Origin of the sequence: Streptomyces aquilus (genome assembly GCF_003955715.1) — a bacterium.
GTDB classification, from domain to species: domain Bacteria; phylum Actinomycetota; class Actinomycetes; order Streptomycetales; family Streptomycetaceae; genus Streptomyces; species Streptomyces aquilus.
Map to the genome: position 1 here is coordinate 8,605,803 of NZ_CP034463.1, position 22,151 is coordinate 8,627,953.

Consider the following 22,151-nt stretch of genomic DNA (forward strand, 5'->3'; position numbering starts at 1 on the left):
CTCTACGGTGGCGTCATGTCGGGGATCACGTATGTCCGGGGTGACGCCACGGTTCCGTCGGTGAAGGGCGTCAAGGTGATCGCCCATGTCTGCAACGACATCGGGGGATGGGGAAAGGGCTTCGTGCTGGCACTGTCACGCCGCTGGCCGGAGCCGGAGGCGGCGTACCGCGCCTGGCACCGCGGCCGGTCCGCCAACGACTTCGGGCTGGGTGCCGCCCAGTTCGTCCAGGTCGAGCCCTACGTCTGGGTGGCCAACCTGGTCGGCCAGCGCGGCATCCGTACGGGCAGCAAGGGCGTCCCCGTCCGGTACGAGGCGATCGACGCGGCGCTGGCGCGGCTGGCCGACAAGGCCGTGGAACTCGGGGCCTCGGTCCACATGCCCCGGATAGGGTGCGGGTTGGCCGGGGGCAAGTGGTCCCGCGTCGAACCGCTGATCGCCGAGCGGCTCGTACGACGGGGGATCGCCGTCACGGTCTACGACCACGGCGACTGACGGGACGCCAGGGAGGCGGCATGGACCTCATTCCGGTGGAGATCGGCCCGCTGAACCCCCAGGTCCAGGACCTGGCGGTCGGGGTGGTGCTGTTCGCCGTCTGCTTCCTCTGTCTGGTCCCGCTGCTGCGCCGGATGAACCGGGTCCTGGAGGCGCGCCAGCAGGCCACGGACGGGGTCGCGGCGGAGGCCGAGCGGCTGCGCGGGCTGGCCGAGGAGAAGCGCGCCGAGATCGAGGCCGAACGCGCCGACGCCCGCCATGACGCGGCCCGTACCCGCCAGCGGGCCGAGGCGGAGGGCGCCGCGCTCATCGCCGAGGCCCGCGCCGAGGGCCTACGCGAACGCGCCGAGCTCCTCGCCCGGGCGGCCGCCCGCATCGACTCCGACCTGGCGGCCGCGGAAGCCGAACTCCAGGAGTATCTGCCGGAGTTGGCGGCGAAGCTGGCCAGCGGGATCCTGGGCGAGCCGATCGGCCCCGGGGTACCGACACGAGCGGCGGACGCTTCGTGAGCGCGGTCGGCCTGGCGAGCGGGCCCGGTGCGCGACACCGAGCGCGGTCGGCCTGGCGAGCGGCCCCGGTGCGCGACACCGACGCGCCCGCGTCGGACGCGGCGCCGTAGCCGGATCAGCCGCGCGCCGCGAGCGCCCGTAGCAGGCACTCCGTGAGGCGGCTCGCGATGCTCCCGTCCGGATCGAGACGCGGGTTGAAGATCGTGACGTCGAGGCCGACCGCGCCGGTGCCGGTCAGGGCCGTGCGCAGGACGGACTCCAGCTCCTCCCAGCTCAGCCCGCCGTCCAGCCGGTGGTCCACGGCGGGCATGACCGCGTCGTCCAGCACATCGACGTCGAGATGCACCCAGTACCCGGCGCCGCCGCCCTCACCGGTCAGCGACTCCACCGCATGCCGCGCCGCCTCACCCGCCCCCAGCTCCCGCACCCTGTCGAGATCCAGCGCGTGCAGCTCCTCCGGCAGCGGCTGCACCCCGAACACCGCCATCTCCGCCTGGTCCCGGAAGCCCAGCGCGACGACATCCCCGTCCCGCACCAGCGGCCCCAGCCCTTCCAGGTCGGCGAGGATCGCGGGCCCGCGCCCCGTGGCCAGGGCCAGCTCCATCGAGGCGACCTCGCCGACCGGGTCCGCCTCGGGCTGGTAGAAGTCGGTGTGGCCGTCGAGGAACAGCAGGCCGTGACGCCCCCGGCGGCGCAGCGCGAGCAGATTGCCGAGCAGAATGCTGCAGTCGCCGCCCAGCACCACAGGGAACCGCCCGTCGTCCAGCACCCGGCCCACCGCGTCCGCCAGCCGTACGGCGTGCTCGGCGATCCGGGCCGGATTGAGCACCCCGCTCTCCGGGTCCCGCTCCGGGTCGTAGGGGCCGGGTTCCACCCTGCCCGCCGACACCGCGCCGAGGCCGTCGGCCAGACCGGCGTCGAGCAGTGCCCGGGGCAGCTCCTCGACGCCGGTCGGCCGCAGCCCCAGCACGGACGGTGCCTCGATGATCGCGACGTCCCGCACTCCGACTCCCTCGTCAGGCGGCGCCGGTCGGCCCACGCGTCCGGCGACGTGGGCCCACCGTAGACCGCGCCAGGGCGCGGAGCGCGGCAGCGCCGACACCCGGCGAGGCGCCCTACGCCGCCTACCGAGTACCCCCTCTCAGCGGGCCGAGCGATGTTCAGTGCGGTTCGGCAGCGCCCTTAAGGGACGCGGGGCTGTGCCGATCTGCGGCTCCGCCGCGTGGGCGCGACCAGCGACAGCGGCGCCGCAGACGAGCGACGACCCATGACGGCACTTCCTGCCCAGCGCCTAGTGCGCGTGCACCTCGTTCGTCGCCGCGATCTTCTTCCACGATTTCGGCTGCTGCGGAGCGGCCGACGCCTTGGCGATCGAGGCGGCCCGCGCCGCCGGTGCGGCCGGCTTCGTCGGCTGGAACAGCCAGGTGTCGAAGAGCGCCGACAGCGACTGCCCGGACACGTCCTCCGCGTACTTCTGGAAGTCGGCGACCGAGGCGTTGCCGTACGCGTACTTCTGCGGCCAGCCCTTCAGGACCGCGAAGAACGCGTCGTCGCCGATCTCGTTCCGCAGCGCCTGGATCGCCAGCGCGCCCCGGTCGTAGACGGCGATGTCGAACTGGTTCTCCGGCCCCGGGTCACCGGGCTTCACCGTCCAGAACGGGTCGTCGGCCGGGTGCGAGTCGTACACGTAGTCCGCGAGTTCCTGCGCGGTGCCCTCGTCCTCGTGCTCGGACCACAGCCACTGCGCGTAGCGCGCGAAGCCCTCGTTGATCCAGATGTCCTTCCAGCCGGACACGGACACCAGGTCGCCGTACCACTGGTGGGCCAGCTCGTGCACGACCACCGACACGTTGGAGCCGTTCGCGAACTGCCGCGGGCTGTAGTACGGCCGGGTCTGCGTCTCCAGCGCGTATCCGGTGGTGGTGTCGGGGACGTACCCGCCGAGCGCGTTGTAGGGGTACGGCCCGAAGTACTCGCTCAGCCAGTCGGCGACCTCCCCGGTCCGCTCGATGCTGGCCCGCGCGGCACCGTCGTTGGCGCCGAGATCCTTGCTGTAGGCGTTGATGACCGGAATCCCGCTCTCGGTCGTCCCGGTCGTGATGTCGAACTTGCCGACGGCCAGCGTCGCGAGATACGTGGCCTGCGGCTTGTCGGAACGCCAGTTCCAGCGGGTCCAGCCGAGGCGTGAACTCGTCGACTGGAGCGTGCCGTTGGAGATGGCCTGGCTGCCGTCCGGCACGAGCACGGACACGTCGTAGGTGGCCTTGTCGAGCGGGTGGTCGTTGCTCGGGAACCACCACCAGGCCGATTCGGGCTCGTTGGCGCCCACCCCGCCGTCCGGGGTGCGGTGCCAGCTGGTGAAGCCGTACGCCTGCTTCGACGACGGCACCCCGCTGTAGCGGACCACGACCGTCACCGAAGTCCCCTTCGGCAACGGCGACTTCGGCGTGATCTCCAGCTCGTGCTCGCCGGACGTGGTGAACGACGCCTTCGCGCCGTTGACCCGCACCTCGGAGACCTCCAGCAGGAAGTCCAGGTCGAAGCGGGACAAGTCCTGTGTGGTGCGGGCCAGTAGGGTGGCCGTGCCCTCCAGCTCGTCCGTCGCGGGCTGGTACTTCAGCCGCAGGTCGTAGTGGGAGACGTCGTATCCGCCGTTGCCGTAGGCCGGGTAGTAGGGGTCGCCGATGCCCGGGGCGCCAGGGGAGTAGCTCGCGGCCGATGCCGGGATCGCCAGCAGGACGGACGCGGCAGCGAGTGCGCCCGGCGCGATGATTCTGCGGTGCACGAAAGCTCCAAGTCGTAGGGGCACGAAGTCTGTTCGAAGCCTATTCATCACCTGTGGACCCGGGCGTGTCCACGCCCCCTCCTGTCACACGATCGCCATTCGGCCGTCATGAGCGACCCCACGCCCCTGCGCGCGTCGAACGGCCCCCTTTTCCACAGGAGTTGACCCATGTACCGTCCGCGCCATGCCGATACGCACGCGCTTCACGATCTGGAGACCGCTCGCGACCGCGGCCACCGCCGCCCTGCTGGCCACGTTCCTCACCCCCGCCGCCGCACAGGCCAAGCCCCGGGAGAGCCAACCCGTCTACTCCTACGCCAACGCCGTACGCGAGGCCGTCTGGGTGGACACCGGCCTCGACGGGGACGGCGACGGCAAGAAGGACCGCGTGGCCGTCGACATCGTCCGCCCCCGCGAACCCGCCCAACAGGGCCGCAAGGTTCCGGTCATCATGGACGCCAGCCCGTACTACTCCTGCTGCGGGCGCGGCAACGAGAGCCAGAAGAAGACGTACGACACCAACGGCAACGTCGTCCAGATGCCGCTGTTCTACGACAACTACTTCGTACCGCGCGGCTACGCCTTCGTCGGCGTCGACCTCGCCGGCACCAACCGCTCCGACGGCTGTGTGGACGTCGGCGGCCGCTCGGACATCCTCTCCGCCAAGGCCGTCGTCGACTGGCTCAACGGCCGCGCCAAGGCGTACACCAGCCGTACGGGCACCACAACGGCCAAGGCCACCTGGACCAACGGCGCGACCGGCATGATCGGCAAGAGCTGGGACGGCACCATAGCCAACGGCGTCGCCGCGACCGGCGTCAAGGGCCTGAAGACGATCGTCCCGATCAGCGCCATCTCCTCCTGGTACGACTACTACTTCCAGCAGGGCGCCCCGCTCTACGACTCCGGCCCCGACTGGCTCTCCGACTACGTCGACAGCCCCGACGCCCGCGCCAAGTGCGCCGCCGTCCAGCAGAAGATCGTCGACGGCGCCCCGCGCACCGGCGACTGGACCGGCTTCTGGACCGAGCGCGACTACGTCAAGGACGCGCGCAAGGTGAAGGCCAGCGTCTTCGCCATCCACGGCCAGCAGGACCTCAACGTCCGCATGAAGCACCTCGGCCAGTGGTGGGACGCGCTCGCCAAGAACGGCGTCGAGCGCAAGATCTGGCTCTCCCAGACCGGCCACGTCGACCCCTTCGACTTCCGCCGCGCCACCTGGGTCGACACCCTGCACCGCTGGTTCGACCACGAACTCCTCGGCTACGACAACGGCATCGACCGCGAGCCGATGGCCGACATCGAACGCCACCCCGACCAGTGGGTGACGTCGAAGGTGTGGCCCCCGCGCGCCACCGCCACCGCCACGCTGCGCCCCGCTCAGGGCACCCAGCCCGGCGTCGGCACCCTCGGCCTCGCCAAGGGCTCCGGCACCGCGACCTTCACCGACAACCCGGCGCTGAGCGAGACCGACTGGGCCGCGCAGATCGACAGCGCCACCCCCGACAAGGCGGGCTTCACCACCGGCGCGCTCACCAAGGACCTGCGCATCTCCGGCTCCTCCAACGTCACCGTCACCGCCACGCCCACCACCTCGACGGCCCACCTCTCCGCCGTCCTCGTGGACCTCGGCCCGAACACCATCCGGGACTACGCGGCGAGCGGCGAGGGCATCAGCACGCTCACCGACCGCACCTGCTGGGGCGTCAGCACCGCGGGTGACAGCGCCTGCTTCAAGGTGACCCAGGCCAAGACCGCCGACGTCGACTACGAGGTCGTCAGCCGCGGCTGGGCCGACCTCGGCACCTACGCGAACCCCGGCAAGGGCGTCCCGCTCACCCCGGGCAAGGCGTACACGATCACCCTCGACCTGGCCGCCACCGACCACGTCGTCCCGGCCGGCCACCGGCTCGCCCTGATCGTCGCGGGCACGGACAAGGACCTGATCGACCCGCCGTCCACCACACCCACCCTCACGCTGGACCTGTCCCGCACGAAGGCGAGGGTCCCGCTGGTCGGCGGCGCCCCGGCCTTCGCGCACGCCACCGACGGCGCCGCCACCGTCGTACCGGAAGGCACGGAACTCGACGGCGTCCAGGCGCCGCGATCCATCCAGCGCGTCCCGGAGTAATCCGACATCGGCTGTTGAAGACCGAGTCATGCGCGGTACCTGTGGTAGGCCGTATCCATGGGTTTCGGGAGAAGGTGCCGCACATGACGGAAGACGTGAAGAAAAGGGGTGGCGGGGAAGGCGTGGCAGGCCTTCCCCGCGACCACACCACCGACCGCGTGGTGTTCGGTGTCACCGCCGTCATCACCGTGGCCTTCGTGATCTGGGGTTCCACGGCGACGGACTCGCTGGAGAGCGTCTCCACGAAGATGCTCAACGGCCTGATCCACAACGGCGGTTGGGCCTTCATGCTGGCCGCCTCCTGCTTCGTCGTCTTCGCGCTGTGGCTCGCGGTCAGCCGCTACGGCCGCATCCACCTCGGCGCCGAGGGCGAGGAGCCCGAGTTCCGCACGGTGTCGTGGGTCGCCATGATGTTCAGCGCGGGCATGGGCATCGGACTGATGTTCTACGGCGTGAGTGAACCCCTCGCCCACTACACGAGCCCGCCGCCGGGCACGAACCCCGCCGACTCCGGTGACCGCATGGAGACGGCGATGGCGACCACCCTCTTCCACTGGACGCTGCATCCCTGGGCGATCTACGCGGTGGTCGGCCTCGGCATCGCCTACAGCACCTACCGCAAGCGCCGCCGCCAGACCATCAGCGCGGTGTTCACCCCGCTCATCGGGGAGCGGCACGCCGAGGGCGGCGTCGGCCGGGTCATCGACATCCTCGCGATCATCGCCACCATCTTCGGCTCCGCGGCCTCCCTCGGGCTCGGCGCGCTCCAGATCGGCTCCGGGTTCCAGGAGCTGGACTGGATGGACGACGTCAGCACCGGACTGCTCGTCGCGATCATCGCCGTGCTCACCCTGGCCTTCGTCGCCTCGGCCGTCTCGGGCGTCGAGAAGGGCATCCAGTGGCTGTCCAACACCAACATGGTGCTCGCCCTGATCCTCGCCGTGTTCGTGTTCGTCGCCGGGCCCACGATCATTGTCCTCGACCTGCTGCCCACCTCGATCTTCTCCTACCTCGGCGACCTTCCCCAGCTCGCCGGCCGCACCGAGGCGAGCGGCGGCAAGGGCGTCGCCGACTGGCTCGGCAGCTGGACCGTCTTCTACTGGGCCTGGTGGATCTCCTGGACGCCGTTCGTCGGCATGTTCATCGCCCGCATCAGCCGCGGCCGCACCATCCGCCAGTTCGTCGGCGGCGTCATCCTCGTCCCCAGCACGGTCAGCCTCATCTGGTTCGCCGTCTTCGGCGGTACGGCGATGAAGCTGAAGGAGGGCGGCGCGCTCGCCGGCGAGGACACCCCCGAGGGCCAGCTCTTCGGTGTGCTCCAGGAGTTCCCCATCGCCACCGCCACCAGCCTGCTCGTCATGATCCTGGTCGGCATCTTCTTCGTCTCGGGCGCCGACGCCGCCTCCATCGTGATGGGCACCCTCTCCCAGAAGGGCGCCCTCGAACCCGGCCGGTTCGTCGTGGTGTTCTGGGGCATCGTCACCGGCGCCGTCGCCGCCATCATGCTGCTCGTCGGCAGCGGCCAGGGCGACGCCCTCACCGGCCTGCAGAACCTCACGATCCTCGCCGCCGCGCCCTTCGTCCTCGTGATGATCGGCATGTGCGTCGCCCTCATGCGCGACCTGCGCCGCGACCCGGTCATCGTGCGCGGCGAGATGGGCTCCGAGGCCGTCGAACTCGCCGTGATCGAGGGCCACAGGAAGTACGACGGCGACTTCGAGATCAAGGTCGGCCCGGGAGCGGGCACGGAGACGGAGGGCGACCCACTGGGTCACGACCACGGCTGATCAGGAGGTTCAGGCGGAGGCCGCCAGCCCCGCGGCCTCCTCCGCACACCCCCACGCCACCGTCACACCCGCCCCGCCGTGCCCGTAGTTGTGCACCAACACCCGCCCGTCCGACAGGAGTTCACGCTCCAGCCGGACCGCGTCCCGCGCCGGCCGCAGCCCCACCCGATGCCCCAGCACCCGCGCCCCCGCGATCTCCGGCCGCAGCGCCGCACACCGCCGTACGATCGCCTCGGCCACGGCCGGATCCGGCTCCGTCGACCACGCGTCCTCGACCGCCGTGCCGCCCAGCAGCAGCCGCCCGGGCTGCGGGAAGAAGTACGCCATCTCCCCGTCGGCCCCCGTCGACACCACCCACGTCCGGATGCCCGGGTTCTCCACCACGACCAACTGCCCCCGCACCGGCACCACGGACGCGTCCGCCGCCAGCTCACGCGCCCCGAGCCCCGTGCAGTTGACCACCACGGGCGCCTCGACCTCCTTCAGATCGGACACCGTACGCGTCTCGACCACCCCTCCCGCGGCCGTGAACCGCCGCCGCAGCCACGGCAGATGGGCCGCCATGTCGACCAGCGGCAATCGCGCCCACAGCCCGGTCCCGGCGTACTCCTCGGAGGTGACCGCCCGCAGTCCGGGCAGCCGGGTGGTCAGCCAGTCGAACCCGTCGTCCAGCTCCTCCTCGCCCAGTACCCCTTCGACCATGCGTACGCCGGTACGGTCCGGGTCCGCCGCCAGCTGCTCGTACACGTCCAGCGAGCGCAGCGCCCACGCCCGCGCCGCCGCGACCGGCCTGATCCGGTACGGCCACCACAGCGCCCCGGCAACCGCCGAGGTGGTCCGCTCGACGGGATCCCGCGTCCACACCCGCACCCGGCGCCCGCGCTCGGCCAGCACCACGGCCGTCGTCAGCCCGATCACGCCCCCGCCGACCACCACGACTTCACCGCTCAGCTCACTCTCCACGGCCGAAACGTAGCGGAATGTGTCATGCCGTGCTCAGAGGGCGCTTGCTGCGGGAATACTCGCAGCATGTCTGCCGAGTACGCGACCTTCGGCCTGGCACCGGCGATGCGTGCCGGTGGCGTCCTCGTCAACGGTGACTACCAAGTCCACCGCGACTTCGTGGACTTCATCGTCGACGGACGACCGTTGCTCTTCCAGCTCTCCGACCTCGACGCCGTCTCCCCACTCGCCTCGGACGTACCACCCTCGATCTTCACCGCCCAGGTCCGCAGCCTCCTGCTGGAGACGGAGGCCCCGCTTCCGGGCGGGCGCTATGTCATCTACGGCTGCCCCGAGTGCGAGGACCTCGCCTGCGGCGCCGTCACCGCCGTCATCGAGAAGGAGGGCACCGACTACATCTGGCGGGACTTCGCCTGGCAGACCGACGAACGGGCCGACCTGGAGCTCAACGGCTACCACGGCATCGGACCCTTCCGGTTCCGCGGCACCGACTACCGCGCCGCCCTCGACTCCCTGCTCACCTCCGCCACCGCGAGCCCACGCCGCCGCGTCCTGCTGATCGGCGCCCGCGTCGCCCTGCTGGCCAAGCTCGCCGCCGCCCTGCGCACCATCGGCATCGGCGCCGACATCGCCCACGACGCCGACGGCGTCCCCGCCGACGAACTGCGCGGCTACGGAGCCGTCGCCTTCGGCCGGGCGATCGGCGAGGAGGAACGTGCCGCCGTGCGCCGCGCCTTCGACCGCGCCGGCGTGGAGGTGACGTACGTGAACGGACTCGCCCCGATCGTCCCCCTCCTCGTCGCCCAGATCGAACACGCCCTCGACCGCAGCCCCGAGGAACAGCGCCGGCTGACCCGCCTGGTCGCCGCCGACGGCGAGGCGGGCGTCGAGGTCACCTCGCCCTGCCGGGTACGCCTCACCGCGTACCGGCTCGACCGGCTCTTCCGCACCCACGCCCAGGAGGTCTTCGACGGCGTCCTGGAGGCGGGCCGGCACCGGATCGCCCTGGACGCCAGGGCGGTGAAGGGGGAGGCGTTCGTGGTGGCGCGGACGGCGGGGAGCGTGCTGGTGGAGGCGATGGCGCACTGACGGGCGGCTCGGGAGAGCCGCTGACCAGCCGGGGCGCACCGGCCGGCCGTCTGGGGGAGCGACTGCCCAGCCGGGGCGGACCGACCGGCCGTCTGGGGGAGCCGCTGACCAGCCGGGGCGGACCGACCGGCCGCCTGGGAGAGCCACTGCCTGGCCGGGGCGGACCGACCGGCCGCCCTCGCTAAAATCGATCCCCTGATGACTGCCACCCTCGTCGCCAAGAACCTCGCCGCCGGCCACGGCGACCGCTCCCTGTTCACCGGGCTCGACCTCGTCGTCGCGCCCGGTGACGTCATCGGGCTGGTCGGCGCCAACGGCGCGGGCAAGTCCACGCTGCTCAGGCTGCTCGCCGGGCTGACCGCACCGGAGGAGGGCGAGCTCAGGCTCTCCCCGCCGACCGCGACCGTCGGCCACCTCCCGCAGGAACCGGAGCGCCGCCCCGGCGAGACGATCCGCGCCTTCCTGGCCCGCCGCACCGGCGTCGCCGAGGCCCAGCGGCTCATGGACGAGGCGACCCAGGCGCTCGTCGACGGCGCCCCCGGCGCGGACGACGCCTACGCCACCAGCCTGGAGCGCTGGCTCGACCTCGGCGGCGCGGACCTCGACGAACGCGCCGAGGAGATCGCCGACTCCCTCGGCCTGGCCGTGGACCTCGACCAGCCGATGACCTCCCTGTCCGGCGGCCAGGCGGCCCGCGCCGGCCTCGCCTCCCTGCTCCTGTCCCGCTACGACGTCTTCCTCCTCGACGAGCCCACCAACGACCTCGACCTCGACGGCCTGGAGCGACTGGAGCGCTTCGTCAGCGGCCTGCGCGCCGGCACCGTCGTCGTCAGCCACGACCGTGAGTTCCTCACCCGCACGGTCACCAAGGTCCTCGAACTCGACCTCGCCCAGGGACAGATCAACCTCTACGGCGGTGGCTACGAGGCCTATCTGGAGGAGCGCGAGGTGGCCCGCCGGCACGCCCGCGACGACTACGAGGAGTACGCCGACAAGAAGGCGGCCCTCCAGGATCGCGCCCAGATGCAGCGCTCCTGGATGGACAAGGGCGTCAAGAACGCGCGCCGCAAGGCGAACAACGACAACGACAAGATCGGCCGCAAGTTCCGCAGCGAGGCCAGCGAGAAGCAGGCCGCGAAGGCCCGCCAGACCCAGCGCATGATCGAACGCCTCGACGTGGTCGACGAACCCCGCAAGGAGTGGGAACTGCGCATGGAGATCGCGTCGGCCCCGCGCTCGGGGTCGGTCGTGGCCACCCTGCGCGACGCGGAGGTGCGGCGCGGCGACTTCACGCTGGGCCCGGTCTCCCTCCAGATCGACTGGGCGGACCGGGTGGCGGTCACGGGCGCGAACGGCGCCGGCAAGTCGACCCTGCTCGCGGCCCTCCTCGGCCGCGTCCCCGTCGACAGTGGCACGGCCTCCCTCGGCTCCGGTGTCCTGGTCGGCGAGGTCGACCAGGCCCGCAAGCTCTTCCACGGCGAGGAGACGCTGCTGGACGCCTTCGGCGCGGCCGTCCCCGACCCGGAACCGGCCGAAGTGCGCACGCTGCTGGCCAAGTTCGGCCTGAAGGCGGACCACGTCCTGCGCTCGGCGGCCACGCTGTCACCGGGCGAGCGCACGCGTGCGGCACTGGCACTGCTCCAGGGCAGAGGCGTCAACCTCCTGGTCCTGGACGAGCCGACGAACCACCTGGACCTACCGGCCATCGAGCAGTTGGAACAGGCCCTGGACGCCTACGAGGGCACGCTGCTGCTGGTCACCCACGACCGCAGGATGCTGGACGCGGTGAGGGTGACGCGCCGCCTGGAGGTCAGTCAAGGCAAGGTGACCGAAACGCCGTAAGGGGCGCGGGGAACTGCGCGACCAGCCACAACCGGCCCGCAGTTCCCCACCAACCGCTACCGCCCCTTTTTCTTCGGGTCCAACAGCCCCGCACGCCGAAGCGCGTCGGCCATCGCGCCGTTGGCAGGCGGAGCCTGGCGCTGCTGCTGGCGCTGCTGAGGCGGTCGCCCACCGCCGCGCTGCCGACGCTCACCCCCGCCACCCTGACCCTGCTGCCCCTGCGGAGCCTTCTCGTCATCGAGCCGCAGCGTCAACGAGATCCGCTTCCGCGGAATGTCGACGTCCAGCACCTTCACCTTGACGATGTCACCCGGCTTGACCACATCCCGCGGGTCCTTCACGAACGTCTTCGACAGCGCCGACACATGCGCCAGCCCGTCCTGATGGACACCGACGTCGATGAACGCCCCGAACGCGGCCACGTTCGTCACGACGCCCTCCAGGATCATCCCGGGGGCCAGGTCGGAGATCTTCTCGACGCCCTCCTTGAAGGTGGCCGTCTTGAACGCGGGCCGCGGGTCACGCCCCGGCTTCTCCAGCTCCTTGAGGATGTCCGTCACGGTCGGCAGACCGAACGTCTCGTCCACGAACTCCTGCGGCCGCAGCGAGCGCAGCACGCCCGTGTTGCCGATGAGGGACGCGACCTCCTGGCCGGAGGTCTTCACCATGCGCCGGACGACCGGGTACGCCTCCGGGTGGACGCTGGACGCGTCCAGCGGGTCGACACCGTCGCGGATGCGGAGGAAGCCCGCGCACTGCTCGTAGGCCTTGGGGCCGAGCCGCGCCACCTTCTTCAGCTCCGTACGGGACTTGAAGGGGCCGTTGGCGTCGCGGTGGGAGACGATGTTCTCGGCGAGCCCGGAGGTGATGCCGGAGACGCGGGCGAGCAGCGGGGCGGACGCGGTGTTCACGTCCACGCCGACGCCGTTCACACAGTCCTCCACCACCGCGTCCAGCGAACGCGACAGCTTCACCTCGGACAGGTCGTGCTGGTACTGGCCGACGCCGATCGACTTCGGGTCGATCTTCACCAGCTCGGCCAGCGGGTCCTGGAGCCGGCGCGCGATGGAGACCGCGCCGCGCAGCGACACGTCCATGTCGGGCAGCTCCTGGGAGGCGAACGCGGAGGCCGAGTACACCGACGCGCCCGCCTCGGACACCATCACCTTGGTGAGCTTCAGCTCCGGGTGCTTGGTGATGAGTTCACCGGCGAGCTTGTCGGTCTCGCGGGACGCCGTGCCGTTGCCGATCGCGATCAGCTCGACCGAGTGCCGGGCGGCGAGCACGGCCAGCTTGGCGAGCGCCTCGTCCCACTTGTTGGCCGGGACGTGCGGGTAGATGACGTCCGTGGCGACGACCTTGCCGGTGGCGTCGACGACGGCGACCTTCACACCCGTACGGAAGCCCGGGTCGAGGCCCAGCGTCGCGCGCGTGCCGGCCGGGGCGGCGAGCAGCAGGTCGCGGAGGTTCTTCGCGAACACGTCGACCGCCTCGTCCTCGGCGGCCGTGCGCAGCCGCAGCCGCAGGTCGATGCCGAGATGCACGAGGATGCGGGTGCGCCAGGCCCAACGGACGGTGTCCTTCAGCCACTTGTCGCCGGGGCGGCCGCGGTCGGCGATGCCGAACTTGTGGGCGACGATCCCCTCGTAGGACGAAGGACCGTCCGTGGGCTCCTCGGGCTCCAGGACGAGGTCGAGGACGTCCTCCTTCTCGCCGCGCAGCATCGCCAGGACGCGGTGCGAGGGCAGCTCCTTGAACGGCTCGGAGAAGTCGAAGTAGTCGGCGAACTTGGCGCCCGCCTCCTCCTTGCCGTCCTTCACCTTCGCGGCGAGGCGCCCGCGCACCCACATGCGCTCGCGCAGTTCACCGATCAGGTCGGCGTCCTCCGAGAAGCGCTCGGTGAGGATCGCGCGGGCGCCGTCCAGCGCGGCCTGCGGGTCGGCGACGCCCTTGTCGGCGTCGACGAACGCGGCGGCCGCGGCGAGCGGGTCGACCGTCGGGTCGCCGAGCAGGCCCTCCGCGAGCGGTTCGAGCCCGGCCTCGCGCGCGATCTGTGCCTTGGTGCGCCGCTTGGGCTTGAAGGGCAGGTAGATGTCCTCCAGGCGCGCCTTGGTCTCGGCGCCCCGGATCTGCGCCTCCAGCTCCTCGGTGAGCTTGCCCTGCTCACGCACCGAGTCGAGGATCGCCGTCCGCCGCTCCTCCAGCTCCCGCAGATAGCGCAGCCGCTCCTCGATGGTGCGCAGCTGCGCGTCGTCGAGCATCTCGGTCGCTTCCTTGCGGTAGCGGGCGATGAAGGGCACCGTCGAACCGCCGTCGAGCAGCTCCACGGCGGCCTTGACCTGCCGCTCCCGTACGCCGAGCTCCTCGGCGATCCTTCCTTCGATGGATCCAACGCCGATGGGGGTGCCTGTCGTCACGATCCCGTACCGCCTTCTCACTGAGGTTGCGCGGCAATTGTGGCAGGTGGCACGGACACCCGGGGATCAGGGCGCGGCCATCAGGCCCGGCGACTGCGGGTGGAACCCGAGGCTCCGCCGAAGAGCCGGGCCAGGGCGCGGAAGGGCAGCGTCACGACGGTGGCGATGGCGCCGCCGATCTGGCGCAGTACATCAGCGATGGCACGGAACACGGGGGTCTCCTTTCCCGTCCGGCCACGGTGACCGGACAGCCCCCGGGTACCTCACCCGTGCCCTGCCATGCCCTGGTCTCAGCCTTTACCGATCAGATCCGCCGGATAAGCCCCCGCCGCCACGGCCGCCCGTGCGAACCCGGTGCCGAGTTCCGTCAGGCGTGCCACGCCCTCCGCGCCCAGGTGTTCGTACGGTGCCCGGTCCAGGCGGTCCGTCATGTCCTCGATCTCCTCGCGGAGCGCCACGCCCCGCCCGGTCAGCTCGCCCGCCTCGTCCAGCAGCCCCCGGTCCCGGAGCCGGCCGCTCGCCGCGTCCCACTCCTCCTGGGTCCAGCCACGGGTCGTGAAGATCCACTTCGGGGTCATGCCCCGGCCGGTCGCGGTGTGCGTGACCAGGGCCTCCAGTCCGTCCAGCCCTGCCGCCAGCAGCGCCGCGAGGTGTCCGTCGCCCCGGTGCTCGCGCAGCAGGGTCGTGGCGTGGAAGTACGCCAGGTGCGGTTCCTCGGGCACCGGCAGGTCCGCGTGCGCCGCGTACAGCGGGCGGCCACTGCGCGAACAGGCCTCGGCGGCCCGCAGCGCCAGCTCCGCGGCCTCCGCGATCTCCGGGGACGTCACCGTCTCCGCGCCGAGCAGCCGTCTGAGGGACGCGTCCACGGCACGCGCGCGTGCCGTGAGCACGGCCTCCGGCGAGGCGATCGACCACACCGCCGGGACATGCCGGGCGACCAGCTCGTGCTTGTAGTTGTAGAAGGCCGCCGTCACCGCCCCGGCCGCCACCGGGCCCATCGCGGCGGCCCGCACCGCGAAGTTGACGGCGCGGGGGTGGGTGATCCCGATCCCCGCCAGTTCCGCGTCCGTCTCGGGCGCGAAGTAGGACGTGGCGTGCAGGGAGTTGAGCACGTTGTGACAGCGGCGGCCGGACCGCGACGCAAGGGCGGCAGAAGTCATGCCCGGCAGGTTACCAACCGCTTGGTACGTCGCCCGTGGCCTGGCGGGCCATGGCAGGAAAGGTGGGGTGCTCGTCATTGCGGCCATCCCGTGCCCCGCCAAGAATCGACGGTATGACGCAGCGAACCGTCCTCGTCGTCCTCTTCGACGACGTGCAGAGCCTTGATGTCACCGGCCCCCTGGAGGTGTTCGCCGGGGCCGAGAGCCACACGCCGGGCACCTACCGCATCCGTACCGCCTCCCTGGACGGCGCCGCCGTGCGCACCTCCAGCGGCCTGACCCTCGTACCGGATCTCGCCCTCCCCGACGCCCCCGTCCCGCACACCCTTCTCGTCCCGGGCGGGCAGGGCACCCGCGGCCCCGACCCCCGCCTCACCGACTGGCTGCGTGAGAACGGGCCGCGTGCCGAGCGGCTGGTCTCGGTGTGCACCGGCGCGATCCTGCTCGCCGCGGCGGGCCTCCTGGACGGTCACCGCGTCACCACCCACTGGGCGTACAGCGACACGCTCGCCCGCGACCATCCGGCCGTCGACGTCGAACCCGATCCGATCTACATCCGGGACGGCCGCGTCGCCACCTCCGCCGGAGTCACCGCCGGCATCGACTTGGCCCTCGCCCTCGTGGAGGAGGACCTGGACCGGGACGTCGCCCTGACCATCGCCCGCCACCTGGTCGTCTTCCTCCGCCGACCCGGCAACCAGGCCCAGTTCAGCGCCCAGTTGGCCACCCAGACCGCGCGGCGCGAGCCGCTGCGCGAGGTCCAGCAGTGGATCACCGAGCACCCGGACGGCGACCTCGGCGTCGAGTCCCTCGCCGCCCGCGCCCGGCTCTCCCCACGCCACTTCGCCCGCGCCTTCCGGGCCGAGACCGGCACGACCCCTGGCCGCTACGTCGACCGGGTCCGCCTCGAACACGCCCGGCGCCTGCTGGAGGACACCACCGACGGCGTCGAGGAGATCTCCCGCGCCAGCGGCTACGGCACCCCCGAGGCCATGCGCCGCGCCTTCGTCAGAACCCTCGGCGCGTCACCGGCCGAGTACCGCCGCCGGTTCCACCCGGTACCGGCCCACTGAAGGGAGCACCGCCATCACCACGCAGATCGCCATCGTCCTCTTCGACCGCTTCACCGCCCTCGACGCCGTCGGCCCCTACGAGACCCTCGGCCGGCTCCCCGACGCGGAGACCGTCTTCGTCGCCGAGCGGACCGGACCGGTGCGCACCGACACCGGGAACCTCGCCATCACCGCCGACAAGTCCCTGGCCGAGGTGCCGCACCCCGACATCGTCGTCGTCCCCGGCGGGCCGGGGCAGACCCCGCAGATGGAGAACCCGGTGCTGCTCGACTGGCTGCGTGCCGCGGACGCCGGCAGCACCTGGACGACCTCGGTGTGCACCGGCTCCCTGCTGCTGGCCGCCGCCGGACTGCTGGAGGGGCGTCGCGCGACCTCGCACTGGCTGGCCCTGGACTTCCTGAAGGAGTTCGGCGCCGAGCCCACGGGGGAGCGGGTCGTCCTCGACGGCAAGTACGTCACCGCGGCCGGCGTCTCCTCCGGCATCGACATGGGCCTCACCCTGCTCGGCCGGATCGCCGGCGACGAACACGCCCAGGCCGTCCAGCTGTTGACCGAGTACGACCCGCGGCCGCCCTACGACGCCGGCTCGCCGGAGAAGGCCCCGGCCCACCTCGTCGAGGAGTTCCGCACCAAGAGCCGCTTCATCCTCACGTAGGTCTCACCCGGACGTCGTCCAGGTGAAGCGCGGCTGCCTGCGCTCCAGGAACGCGGCGACGCCCTCCGCGGTGTCGCCGCTGCCGCGTGCCTGCTCCACCCAGTGACCGTCCCGGTCCGTGAGCCCGCCCGCGAACTCCTTCGCCGCCGCCTGCGTCAACTGCGAGCGGGACACCAGGATCCGGGTGAACTCGGCCACCCGCTTGTCCAGTTCACCCTCCGGCAGCACCTCGTCGACGAGCCCGGTGCGCAGCGCACGCTCCGCGTCGATCAACTCGCCCGAGAACAACAGGTACTTGGCGGCGGCCGGCCCCACCAGCGCCACCAACCGCCGCGTGGAGGACGCCGGATACACGATCCCCAACTTGGCCGGCGTCACCCCGAACAGCGCGCCCTCCTCCGCGAACCGCAGATCACAGGCCGCCGCGAGCTGCGCGCCACCGCCCACACAGTGCCCCCGGATCGCCGCCAACGTCGGCTTCGGGAACGCCGCGAGCGCCTCCTCGGCCGCGACCGCCAGCCCCTGCGCCTCCTCCGGCGACTCCCGCAGCGTGGAGATGTCGGCCCCCGCGCAGAACGTCCCGCCCGCACCGGTCAGCACCAGCGCCCGTACGTCCGGATCGGCGGCCAGCGTGCCGAGCAGCGGCGGCAGCGACCGCCACATCGCGGCCGTCATGGCGTTGCGCTTGGCCGGGTGGCGGATGACGACGGTGGCGACCGAGTCGGTCACGCGGTGCTGCAACTGGGGCTCCATGGCCGGATGCTAACCGCACCCGCCGACCGTACGATCGGGGAGGGGCCCCGGGCGAGGAGGCGCCGATGGCGAGCGACGGCAAGGGCACGAGCGAGACCGCGAAACTGCGCCGCGGGTTCGGCTGGATCGCCGCACTCGGCGTGATCCTGGTCGTCGCCGGACTCGTCGGCCTCATCTACACCGGCGTGGCCACCCTCACCTCGATGCTCCTGTTCGGCTGGCTGCTGCTCATCGGCGGCATCGTGGGGCTGCTGCACGCGATCCAGGCCCGCGGCACCAACTTCTTCTGGCTCGGCGTGGTCGTCGCCGCCCTGAACATCGCGGCCGGCGTGGTCGTCATCCGCAGGCCCGAGGCGGCGGCCGAGGCGCTGACCATGTTCGCCGCGCTCCTCTTCCTGACCGGCGGGGTGTTCCGGCTGGTCGGCAGCCTGGTGGTACGGGGACCGCAGTTCGGCTGGACGCTGGTGCAGGGCGCCTTCGGGCTGCTCCTCGGCATCCTCGTGCTGGCCTCCTGGCCGAGCAGCAGCAAGTACGTCATCGGCTGCTTCTTCTCCCTCGCGCTCCTCTTCGACGGTCTCGGCCTGATCGCCACCGGCTACGGCGGCCGGCGCATCGTCGGCATGGTCTCGGACCGGCTCGCCGCCGAGGACGACGCACGGAGCGGAACGAGCGGGTCGCCCGCCAAACCCGTACAACCCGAATAGTTCGCAAACGCGGCACAACCGGGGCAGGAGCGATCCCGTATGTGCCCGGATCTTGCGTGGGTGGTCGCAAACGCTCGATACCTGCTGACTTCTGTTCAGTCATCCGGGGTGGAGCGGTGCGTTACCAACACTCGACGTGTGGTGACAATCGAGCGCGAGGGTGGCGACCGGACGATGGAGAACCACGGGCGCGGGTCAGGCCCGCGCCCACCAGGCGGCGCGGATCCGCACCCGCTGCCTTACGAGGGCGTCTGGCGGTTCACCGCCCCCGCCGTGGACGCCTCGGTCCCGCAGGCACGGCACGCGGTACGGGATCTGCTGCTGCGACAGGGGGTGCCGGTCTCGGACGAGCTCGTGCAGGGGCTCCTGCTGATCGTCTCCGAGCTGGTCACCAACGCGGTGCGGCACGCGGCCCTGCTGTCGCCGATGCTCGCCGTTGAGGTGGCCGTCGGCGCCGAGTGGGTGCGGGTGTCCGTCGAGGACAACCACCCCTACCGCCCGACCGCCCTGGAGGCCGACCACAGCGGCGAGGGCGGGCGGGGACTGCTGCTGGTGCGCGAGGTCACGCGCGAGGCGGGCGGCGTGTGCGACGTGGAGCACACGGCGAACGGCGGCAAGGTGATCTGGGCCGCCCTGCCGCTCGCGTCCGTGCGGGTGCCGTAGCAGGCGCTACCAGCGGGTGCCGTGTAGGAGCCGCTACCAGCCGACGTTCGGGCCGGTCAGCTCCCGCACCGCGGGCCGGGCCGCGTCCAGGACCGTCATGAACCAGGCCGAGAAGGTGTCCTTCGCGTGCCGCTCGGCCAGCTCGGCCGGCGTCACGAAGGCCGTCGCGCCGATCTCCTCCGGGTCGGGGCGCAGCGGTGCCTGCACCATGCCGACGAAGAGGTGGTTGTACTCCTGCTCCACCAGGCCCGATTCCGGGTCCGGGTGGTTGTAGCGCACCGTGCCCGCCTCCGCGAGCAGCGACGGGGAGGCGCCCAGCTCCTCGTACGTCCGCCGGGCCGCCGCCGCGAACGGGGCCTCGCCCGGGTAGGGGTGGCCGCAGCAGGTGTTGGACCACACGCCGGGGGAGTGGTACTTGCCCAGCGCCCGCTGCTGGAGCAGCAGTCGGCCCTGCTCGTCGAAGAGGAACACGGAGAAGGCGCGGTGCAGTTGCCCGGGTGGCTGATGGGCGGCGAGCTTCTCCGCGGTGCCGATCGTGACGCCGTCCTCGTCGACCAGTTCCAGCAGAATCGGGTCAGCGGTGCCGTTCGACGAACTGTGCGTCGCGGTGGCAGGTGTGATCGGCATACCCATCCTTCGCATCGGTCTTACGCGCCCCAAGTGTGCCGTACGGACACGACACTCCCGGCCGTTGATCGTGCCCGGCGCGGCGGACGGGGAACCGTCCGGCGCGGCGCTGTGAGGTCAAGGACGCAACCCTGCACCGGATCGCTGCATTCCGTCCACCGCGGGATGTAGGCGGACTTACCGGACGTTCAGTGGCACAGTCGCGCCTCGTGCTCCGCGTGCCCGCCGGGCTCCAGCTGGAAGGTGCAGTGCTCCACGTCGAAGTGGTCGCCGAGACAGCCCTGGAGCTCGTGGAGCATCTTCTCGTGGCCGATCGCGTTCAGGACGTCGGAGCGCACCACCACGTGCGCGGAGAGCACCGGCATCCCGGAGGTGATGGTCCAGGCGTGCAGGTCGTGGACGTCCTCGACGCCGTCCAGGGCCAGGACGTGCGCCCGCACCTCGTCCATGTCGACGTTCTCGGGGGCCGCCTCCAGGAGCACGTCGAGGGTCTCGCGCAGCAGCCTCCAGGTGCGGGGGACGATCATCAGGCCGATGACGAGCGAGGCGATCGGGTCGGCGGCCTGCCAGCCCGTGGTCAGGATCACCACCGCCGAGATGATCACCGCGAGCGAGCCGAGTGCGTCCGCCGCGACCTCCAGGAACGCGCCCCGGACGTTCAGGCTGTCCTTCTGGCCGCGTACCAGCAGGGACAGCGAGATCATGTTCGCGACCAGACCGATCGCGCCGAACACGATGGTCAGCCCGCCCTCGGTGCCGGCGGGCGTGATGAACCGCTGGATCGCCTCGTACAGGACGTACCCGCCGACGCAGAGCAGCAGCAGACAGTTGGCGAGCGCCGCGAGGATCTCGGCGCGGGCGTACCCGAAGGTGCGCTTCCCGCTCGGCGGGAGACCCGCGAAGTGGATCGCCATCAGCGCCATGCCGAGGCCCAGTCCGTCCGTCGCCATGTGCGCCGCGTCCGCGACCAGCGCGAGCGAGTCCGCCATGATGCCGCCGACGATCTCGACCACCATGACGGTGAGCGTGATCGACAGGGCCACCCGCAGCCTGCCGCGGTACGCCGCGGTCGCCGTACCGCCGGCCGGCGCATGCGAGTGCGCGTGCCCGTGATCGTGCCCTGCCCCCATGGAAGCCGCCTCCTGTGATCGCCGCCTGGCTTCACAGTGAACTACGGGTGGGGGGTATCGGGCAACGCGGCACTGAACACCGTTGTCATGTGCCCTGACCTGCGTAAACGAAGCGCAGGTCAGGGCAGCCTCAGTTACTTGCCGTGATGCAGCTGCCAGCCGGCCCACGCCGACTCGATCATCTCCCGCACCCCGCGCCGGGCCCTCCAGCCGAGCTCCCGGGCGGCCAGCTCGGCCGAGGCGACCGAGACCGGCGCGTCACCGGGGCGCCGGGGCTCGACGACGGCTTCCCGCCGGTCGCCGGTGACCTCGCCGATGACCGTGACCAGCTCCCGAACGGAGACACCCGCGCCGCGCCCGATGTTGACGGTCAGGTCGCCGTCGCGGTCCCCGACCCGTCGCGCGGCCGCGAGATGTGCCTCGGCCAGGTCGGCGACATGGATGTAGTCGCGGACGCAGGTGCCGTCCGGCGTCGGATAGTCGTCGCCGAAGATCCGCGGGGCGTCGTCCCGGGTGAGCCGGTCGAAGACCATCGGCACGATGTTGAAGACACCCGTGTCGGCCAGCTCGGGCGCCGCGGCCCCCGCCACGTTGAAGTAGCGCAGACATACGGTGGAGATCCCGTGCGCCTGCCCGGCGGCCCGCACCAGCCACTCGCCGGTGAGCTTCGTCTCGCCGTACGGGTTCACGGGGGCGCACGGCGTGTCCTCCGTGATGAGCCCCGCGTCCGGATTGCCGTACACGGCCGCCGACGAGGAGAACACGAACCGGCCGACACCGGCCTCGGCGACCGCCTCCAGGAGCGTCGCCAGACCGCCGACGTTCTCCTGGTAGTAGCGCGTCGGCTGCGCCACCGACTCGGCGACCTGCTTGCGCGCGGCCAGGTGCACCACCCCGGTCACGTCGTGCTCCGCGAGGACCCGCTTCAGCAGCCCGGCGTCGAGCGACGACCCCCGCACCAGCGGTACGTCCGCCGGGAGCCGCGCGGGAACCCCGGCCGAGAGGTCGTCCAGCGCGAGGACGCGCTCACCGGCCTCCGTCATGGCCCGCGCCACATGGGCCCCTATGTATCCCGCTCCGCCTGTGATCAGCCATGTCATGGTCGCCCACCCTATGCCGAGGCCGGGACGGCCGACGCTATGTCCCAGATGCCCGATCCTGCGGGACGCGGTTTGTGGGCGGGGCCCGTGATCGCCCATGATGATCGCGGCAAAGGCCGGGGGAGCCGCCGTCGATCGGCCCGTGAACGGGCGGTGAACGCGGGCTTCCCGGCATCCGATAGCCTCTGCCGACATGCCGCCCGGCCGTCACCGGCAAGGGGCGCCCCCACCGTGTACTCGCCGGCGTGCAGACGTCGGCACCCAGGGA

At 71.6% G+C, this 22,151-nt stretch carries 20 protein-coding genes; 10 read left to right on the forward strand and 10 right to left on the reverse strand.

The genetic code is table 11. The annotated features are described in order from the left end of the window. The first annotated feature begins 15 nt into the window (after positions 1-15). Both EJC51_RS39340 and EJC51_RS39345 read left to right on the forward strand, forming a co-directional pair. Positions 16-495, forward strand: a complete 480-nt coding sequence (locus EJC51_RS39340) for a macro domain-containing protein (protein ID WP_126275440.1) — start codon at positions 16-18, stop codon at positions 493-495. A gap of 20 nt (positions 496-515) precedes the next feature. Further along, positions 516-1,004 (forward strand): F0F1 ATP synthase subunit B family protein, encoded by a 489-nt coding sequence (locus tag EJC51_RS39345; protein ID WP_126275441.1) that lies wholly within the window; start codon positions 516-518, stop codon positions 1,002-1,004. A gap of 115 nt (positions 1,005-1,119) precedes the next feature. On the opposite strand, the gene EJC51_RS39350 is transcribed toward EJC51_RS39345, so the two are convergent. Then, positions 1,120-2,007, reverse strand: coding sequence for an arginase family protein (locus EJC51_RS39350; protein WP_126275442.1), 888 nt, complete (start codon positions 2,005-2,007; stop codon positions 1,120-1,122). A gap of 288 nt (positions 2,008-2,295) precedes the next feature. Continuing rightward, complete coding sequence (locus EJC51_RS39355) at positions 2,296-3,789, reverse strand: M1 family metallopeptidase (RefSeq protein ID WP_165951101.1); 1,494 nt, start codon at positions 3,787-3,789, stop codon at positions 2,296-2,298. 184 nt (positions 3,790-3,973) lie between these two features. Here EJC51_RS39355 and EJC51_RS39360 point away from each other — a divergent pair, with 184 nt between their 5' ends. Beyond that, complete coding sequence (locus EJC51_RS39360) at positions 3,974-5,920, forward strand: Xaa-Pro dipeptidyl-peptidase (protein WP_126275444.1); 1,947 nt, start codon at positions 3,974-3,976, stop codon at positions 5,918-5,920. Positions 5,921-6,003: 83 nt separating this feature from the next. Next, positions 6,004-7,707 carry a BCCT family transporter gene (locus EJC51_RS39365; protein ID WP_126275445.1) on the forward strand — a complete coding sequence of 568 codons (1,704 nt, stop codon included), beginning with the start codon at positions 6,004-6,006 and terminating at the stop codon, positions 7,705-7,707. A gap of 9 nt (positions 7,708-7,716) precedes the next feature. Here the strand turns inward: EJC51_RS39365 and EJC51_RS39370 are convergent, their stop codons facing one another. Next, entirely contained in the window at positions 7,717-8,670 is a 954-nt protein-coding gene (locus EJC51_RS39370) for an FAD-dependent oxidoreductase (protein WP_126275446.1), read from the reverse strand. 66 nt (positions 8,671-8,736) lie between these two features. Between EJC51_RS39370 and EJC51_RS39375 the strand changes: the two genes are divergently transcribed. Both EJC51_RS39375 and EJC51_RS39380 read left to right on the forward strand, forming a co-directional pair. Then, positions 8,737-9,759 (forward strand): oxidoreductase, encoded by a 1,023-nt coding sequence (locus EJC51_RS39375; RefSeq protein ID WP_126275447.1) that lies wholly within the window; start codon positions 8,737-8,739, stop codon positions 9,757-9,759. Positions 9,760-9,957: 198 nt separating this feature from the next. Then, positions 9,958-11,601: an ABC-F family ATP-binding cassette domain-containing protein gene (locus tag EJC51_RS39380; RefSeq protein ID WP_126275448.1), complete on the forward strand. Its 1,644-nt coding sequence runs from the start codon at positions 9,958-9,960 to the stop codon at positions 11,599-11,601. Between the two features lie 56 nt (positions 11,602-11,657). On the opposite strand, the gene EJC51_RS39385 is transcribed toward EJC51_RS39380, so the two are convergent. The 3 genes from EJC51_RS39385 to EJC51_RS39390 form a co-directional block, all read right to left on the reverse strand. Beyond that, on the reverse strand, positions 11,658-14,018 hold the full coding sequence (locus tag EJC51_RS39385; RefSeq protein WP_126275449.1) for a Tex family protein: 2,361 nt from the start codon (positions 14,016-14,018) through the stop codon (positions 11,658-11,660). 80 nt (positions 14,019-14,098) lie between these two features. After that, the gene (locus EJC51_RS49285; RefSeq protein ID WP_252100555.1) at positions 14,099-14,230 is read right to left on the reverse strand and encodes an LPFR motif small protein; all 132 of its coding nucleotides are present in this window, start codon (positions 14,228-14,230) and stop codon (positions 14,099-14,101) included. A gap of 78 nt (positions 14,231-14,308) precedes the next feature. Next, positions 14,309-15,178, reverse strand: a complete 870-nt coding sequence (locus EJC51_RS39390) for an SCO6745 family protein (RefSeq protein WP_126275450.1) — start codon at positions 15,176-15,178, stop codon at positions 14,309-14,311. 113 nt (positions 15,179-15,291) lie between these two features. Here EJC51_RS39390 and EJC51_RS39395 point away from each other — a divergent pair, with 113 nt between their 5' ends. Continuing rightward, complete coding sequence (locus EJC51_RS39395; protein WP_126275451.1) at positions 15,292-16,251, forward strand: GlxA family transcriptional regulator; 960 nt, start codon at positions 15,292-15,294, stop codon at positions 16,249-16,251. A gap of 13 nt (positions 16,252-16,264) precedes the next feature. After that, positions 16,265-16,906, forward strand: a complete 642-nt coding sequence (locus EJC51_RS39400) for a DJ-1/PfpI family protein (RefSeq protein WP_126275452.1) — start codon at positions 16,265-16,267, stop codon at positions 16,904-16,906. Between the two features lie 3 nt (positions 16,907-16,909). Here the strand turns inward: EJC51_RS39400 and EJC51_RS39405 are convergent, their stop codons facing one another. Then, complete coding sequence (locus EJC51_RS39405; protein ID WP_126275453.1) at positions 16,910-17,659, reverse strand: enoyl-CoA hydratase/isomerase family protein; 750 nt, start codon at positions 17,657-17,659, stop codon at positions 16,910-16,912. Between the two features lie 65 nt (positions 17,660-17,724). Between EJC51_RS39405 and EJC51_RS39410 the strand changes: the two genes are divergently transcribed. Beyond that, on the forward strand, positions 17,725-18,363 hold the full coding sequence (locus EJC51_RS39410; protein WP_126275454.1) for an HdeD family acid-resistance protein: 639 nt from the start codon (positions 17,725-17,727) through the stop codon (positions 18,361-18,363). Between the two features lie 174 nt (positions 18,364-18,537). After that, complete coding sequence (locus tag EJC51_RS39415) at positions 18,538-19,026, forward strand: ATP-binding protein (protein WP_079308422.1); 489 nt, start codon at positions 18,538-18,540, stop codon at positions 19,024-19,026. 33 nt (positions 19,027-19,059) lie between these two features. Here the strand turns inward: EJC51_RS39415 and idi are convergent, their stop codons facing one another. From idi to galE, 3 genes are all read right to left on the reverse strand, one after another. Next, positions 19,060-19,653, reverse strand: coding sequence for an isopentenyl-diphosphate Delta-isomerase (idi, locus tag EJC51_RS39420; RefSeq protein WP_097271083.1), 594 nt, complete (start codon positions 19,651-19,653; stop codon positions 19,060-19,062). 188 nt (positions 19,654-19,841) lie between these two features. Then, the gene (locus EJC51_RS39425) at positions 19,842-20,783 is read right to left on the reverse strand and encodes a cation diffusion facilitator family transporter (protein ID WP_126275455.1); all 942 of its coding nucleotides are present in this window, start codon (positions 20,781-20,783) and stop codon (positions 19,842-19,844) included. 134 nt (positions 20,784-20,917) lie between these two features. After that, on the reverse strand, positions 20,918-21,883 hold the full coding sequence (gene galE / locus EJC51_RS39430; RefSeq protein WP_126275456.1) for a UDP-glucose 4-epimerase GalE: 966 nt from the start codon (positions 21,881-21,883) through the stop codon (positions 20,918-20,920). Between the last annotated feature and the right edge of the window lie 268 nt (positions 21,884-22,151).

Excerpts from the sequence above, each read along its gene's own strand:
- EJC51_RS39390 (WP_126275450.1), bottom strand. The coding sequence starts at position 15,178 with ATGACTTCTGCCGCCCTTGCGTCGCGGTCCGGCCGCCGCTGTCACAAC.
- EJC51_RS39345 (WP_126275441.1), top strand. The coding sequence starts at position 516 with ATGGACCTCATTCCGGTGGAGATCGGCCCGCTGAACCCCCAGGTCCAG.
- EJC51_RS39360 (WP_126275444.1), top strand. The coding sequence starts at position 3,974 with ATGCCGATACGCACGCGCTTCACGATCTGGAGACCGCTCGCGACCGCG.
- EJC51_RS39425 (WP_126275455.1), bottom strand. The coding sequence starts at position 20,783 with ATGGGGGCAGGGCACGATCACGGGCACGCGCACTCGCATGCGCCGGCC.
- EJC51_RS39380 (WP_126275448.1), top strand. The coding sequence starts at position 9,958 with ATGACTGCCACCCTCGTCGCCAAGAACCTCGCCGCCGGCCACGGCGAC.
- EJC51_RS39365 (WP_126275445.1), top strand. The coding sequence starts at position 6,004 with ATGACGGAAGACGTGAAGAAAAGGGGTGGCGGGGAAGGCGTGGCAGGC.
- idi (WP_097271083.1), bottom strand. The coding sequence starts at position 19,653 with ATGCCGATCACACCTGCCACCGCGACGCACAGTTCGTCGAACGGCACC.
- EJC51_RS39340 (WP_126275440.1), top strand. The coding sequence starts at position 16 with ATGTCGGGGATCACGTATGTCCGGGGTGACGCCACGGTTCCGTCGGTG.
- EJC51_RS39410 (WP_126275454.1), top strand. The coding sequence starts at position 17,725 with ATGGCGAGCGACGGCAAGGGCACGAGCGAGACCGCGAAACTGCGCCGC.
- EJC51_RS39415 (WP_079308422.1), top strand. The coding sequence starts at position 18,538 with ATGGAGAACCACGGGCGCGGGTCAGGCCCGCGCCCACCAGGCGGCGCG.
- EJC51_RS39395 (WP_126275451.1), top strand. The coding sequence starts at position 15,292 with ATGACGCAGCGAACCGTCCTCGTCGTCCTCTTCGACGACGTGCAGAGC.
- EJC51_RS39375 (WP_126275447.1), top strand. The coding sequence starts at position 8,737 with ATGTCTGCCGAGTACGCGACCTTCGGCCTGGCACCGGCGATGCGTGCC.
- EJC51_RS39405 (WP_126275453.1), bottom strand. The coding sequence starts at position 17,659 with ATGGAGCCCCAGTTGCAGCACCGCGTGACCGACTCGGTCGCCACCGTC.
- galE (WP_126275456.1), bottom strand. The coding sequence starts at position 21,883 with ATGACATGGCTGATCACAGGCGGAGCGGGATACATAGGGGCCCATGTG.